Source organism: Pseudomonas emilianonis, assembly GCF_023072625.1.
Taxonomy (GTDB): Bacteria; Pseudomonadota; Gammaproteobacteria; order Pseudomonadales; family Pseudomonadaceae; genus Aquipseudomonas; species Aquipseudomonas paraveronii.
The window spans coordinates 1-3,346 of record NZ_JAKNRV010000479.1 but is presented as its reverse complement, the minus strand read 5'-3'; the positions used below and the strand labels follow the sequence as shown (position 1 = coordinate 3,346).

Sequence of the window (3,346 nt, the reverse complement as noted above, 5' to 3'; positions counted from 1 at the left end):
GACATGGCGCCGGTGCCGTCGACCTGCAGGTCACCGCGCCGGGTGTAGGCTTCCTGGCCGTCGCCGGTCTGCACCGCGAGCATCACGTTTGTGCCAAGGGCCACGTCCAGCGCGCGGTCGGTATGCACGATCGGCCCTTCGCTCCAGTCCACGCCCACGCCGTTGGCGGCCACCGACACGCGGGTCGGCAAGCCTTCGCCCGCCACCGGCGAAGACTGCATCTGCACCAGTTGCGCGCGAAAGCCCGGGGTGACGATATTGGCCAGGTTGTTGGCCACGACGGCCTGCTGTTCGAGCGCCTGATTGGCCCCGCTCATGGCCGTGAAGAGCATGCGATCCATAAGGTCAGGAACCGATATTCACGGCTTGCTGCAGCACTTCGCTTTGCGCCGTTACCGACTTGGCGTTCGCCTGGAAGTTGCGTTGGGCAATGATCAGGTTGACCAGTTCGGCGGTCAGGTCGACGTTGGAATCTTCGGTGGTGCCGCTCAGGATCGATCCCAGCGAGCCGCTGCTGGCCACGCCGAGCAGGGCCTGGCCGGAGGACGAGGTGGCCAGCCAGGTGTTGTCACCGTTGGCTTTGAGGCCGTTTTCATTGCTGAAGGTGGCCAACTGGATCTGGTCGATGTTTTTGGTCTGGTCGTTGGAGTAGGTGGCGACCACCGTGCCGGTCTCGTCGATGCTGAAGCTCACCAGGCTGCCGGAGGTGTAGCCGTTCTGGGTAATGTCGGACACCGCCGAGTCGTTGCCGAACTGAGTGGTGCCGGTCAGGTCCAGCGCCACCGACATACTGGCCGCGCCGTTGGCCGGGTCGTAGGTGTAGGTGCCGGTTGCGCCGCTGGTGATCAGACCGCTGGAGTTGAAGCTGACGGTCTGGGAGTCGGTCAGCAGGTTGCCGTCGATCGCGGTGTGTACGTCCCAAGTGTTGTCGGCGGTTTTGCTGAAGTACAGGGTGCTGGTGTGGCTGATGCCCAGGGAGTCGTAGAGCGGCGTGCTGGTGGAATAGGAATAGGTCGACGAGTCGGTCTGGTCGAACGTGGCGGTGATGACGTCTTCGCTGGCGTCCAGGTTCAGCTCGGCGTCCAGCTCGGTGCTGGCGCTGGCTTGCATGCCGGTGGTGGGGATCTGGATCACGCCGTTGACCCCCAGCAGTTGATCGCCGGCAGCGTTTTCCAGGTAGCCGTCGGCAGTCAGGGTCAGTTGGCCGTTGCGCGAGTACACGGTTTGCGTGCCGTCGGAGAAGGTGAAGAAGCCGTCACCGTTGATCGCCAGGTCCAGGGCGTTATCGGTGGTGGTCAGGCTGCCGGATTCGAAGTTCTGCACCACGCCCGAGACCTGGGTGCCCAGGCCGACGTCGGCGCCGGAGTACACATCGGCGAACTGCGTGGTCGAGCTTTTGAAGCCCACGGTCTGGGAGTTGGAAATATTGTTGCTGACCACGTTGAGGTCGGTGGACGCTGCCGACAGACCACTGAGTGCTTGGGAAAAAGCCATGGTGTTTCTCCTTCGTTAGGTAGAGGGTCAGAGGACAAGACTGATGTCGCTGAGGGCGACGTTCTCGTTGACGCCCCCCAGGTCCAGTGCGACTTGGTTGCTGCTGTCGGTGGTCACGCCGGTCACCAGCGCGTACTTGAGGGCGGTGTTGGCCACGGCGACGTCGTCGGTGGTGGCGCTGATGGAGAAGGTGTAGGCGCCGTCGGCGGCGATGGTGCCGTCGTCTTGTAGGCCGTCCCACGACAACGACTGGGTGCCGGCGCTCATGCTGCCTTCGTCCAGGGTGCGCACGACGGTGCCGGTGCTGTTTTTGATGGTGACGCTGACGCTGTCGGCATCGCCGTTCAGGGTGACGCCAAACGTCGTCGCCACGCCGCTGTCGACCTGGATCACATTGCCGTCGATCAACACGCCATTGCCCACCAGGGCCGAGGCTTGCAGGGTTTCGGAGGCGCTGATCTGGCCGGAGATGCCTTCCAGGGTGCTGGTGACGTCTTCGATGCTGCTGATGGTGCTGATCTGCGCCAGCTGGGTGACCATCTCGCTGTTGTCCATCGGGTCGGTGGGGTCCTGGTTCTGCAACTCGGTGGTCAGCAGCGTGAGGAACTGGTCTTGCAGATCGTCCGCCGCCGAGGTGCTGCTTTCGGCGGTGGTGCTGGTGCTGTTCATGGTCGATAGCACTGAGCTGGCAATCGTACTGGTCATGGTTTACGCCTCACCTAGGGTCAAAGTTTTCAGCATCATTTCCTTGCTGGTGGACATGACTTCGACGTTGGCCTGGTAAGAGCGCGACGCGGAAATCATGTTGACCATTTCGCCCACCGGCTCGACGTTGGGCATGGTCACGTAGCCCGACTCGTCGGCCAGCGGATCGCCGGGGCGGTATTCCTGGCGCATCGGCGAGCCGTCTTCGACCACCTGGCTGACGCGCACTCCACCGATGCTGCTGCCCGCCTGGTATTGCGACTCGAACACCACCTGCCGCGCCCGGTAGGCTTCGTTGTCCGGGCCGCTGGTGGTGTCGGCGTTGGCCAGGTTGCTGGCGGTTACGTTCATGCGCTGGGACTGGGCGCTCAGCGCGGAGCCGGCGATATCGAAAATGCTGAACATCGACATGGTGGTTTCCCTGGGTTATTCGGACTGCATGGCGGTCTTGAGCGACTGCAGGCGACTGCTCAGAAAGGTCAGGCTGGCCTGGTACCGCACGGCGTTATCGGTGAACTGCGCGCGCTCGCGGTCCATGTCCACGGTGTTGCCGTCCAGGCTTGGCTGGTCGGGCACGCGGTAGAGCAGGTCGCGGCTGGAGACGCTGCTGGAGTCGGCGTGCAGGTGGCGGTCCGAGGTGGTGGCCAGGGTCATGCCGCGGCCCTGGGTGTGCGATTTTTGCAGGGAGCTGGCCAGTTCGGCGCTGAAGTCAAAATCCCGCGCGCGGAAGTTGGGTGTGTCGGCGTTGGCGATGTTATTGGCCAATACCTGCTGGCGCTCAGCCCGCAAACTCATTGCGTCCTGCTGAAAGCGCAGCTCGTTATCGAGCTTGTCGATCATGGTTGCGGACCTGTGCATCAAATAAATGAACGGCTCGCAGGTTAGTCCCAAGGCCGGCTAGGCAAAGGCCGAAACAGGCGGCTATTTGACGACCAATTCAGGCCTTGCCTTGTCGGCGGGGCGACTAGAATTCTGCGCTGGGTAGCGCGGAGGGCGGGATCGATGACAAGACGGATGTGGGGCTTGATGGGCCTGTTGTGCTGCACCCTGGCCCAGGCGGATGGCCTGCAGGACCAGGTGCGCGAGGTGATTGCGCCACGCTTGCCCGCGCGCGCCCAATTGGTCGCGGTGGACATCGGCCAGCCGG

General features: G+C 63.3%; 5 protein-coding genes. All 5 read right to left on the bottom strand.

What is annotated here, in order from left to right:
- Nucleotides 1-341 (bottom strand): flagellar hook-basal body complex protein (locus tag L9Z73_RS27930; RefSeq protein WP_247407950.1); only part of this gene is annotated, 341 nt, incomplete at its 3' end.
- Between the two features lie 4 nt (nt 342-345).
- A complete protein-coding gene (gene flgE, locus L9Z73_RS27925) occupies nt 346-1,494 on the bottom strand; it encodes a flagellar hook protein FlgE (protein ID WP_247407948.1) in 1,149 nt (382 codons plus the stop codon).
- 27 nt (nt 1,495-1,521) lie between these two features.
- The gene (locus L9Z73_RS27920; protein WP_247407946.1) at nt 1,522-2,199 is read right to left on the bottom strand and encodes a flagellar hook assembly protein FlgD; all 678 of its coding nucleotides are present in this window, start codon (nt 2,197-2,199) and stop codon (nt 1,522-1,524) included.
- Between the two features lie 3 nt (nt 2,200-2,202).
- Nucleotides 2,203-2,610, bottom strand: a complete 408-nt coding sequence (gene flgC, locus L9Z73_RS27915; protein ID WP_101272877.1) for a flagellar basal body rod protein FlgC — start codon at nt 2,608-2,610, stop codon at nt 2,203-2,205.
- A 15-nt stretch (nt 2,611-2,625) separates the two neighbouring features.
- A complete protein-coding gene (gene flgB / locus L9Z73_RS27910; RefSeq protein WP_247407945.1) occupies nt 2,626-3,039 on the bottom strand; it encodes a flagellar basal body rod protein FlgB in 414 nt (137 codons plus the stop codon).
- Nucleotides 3,040-3,346 lie beyond the last annotated feature (307 nt).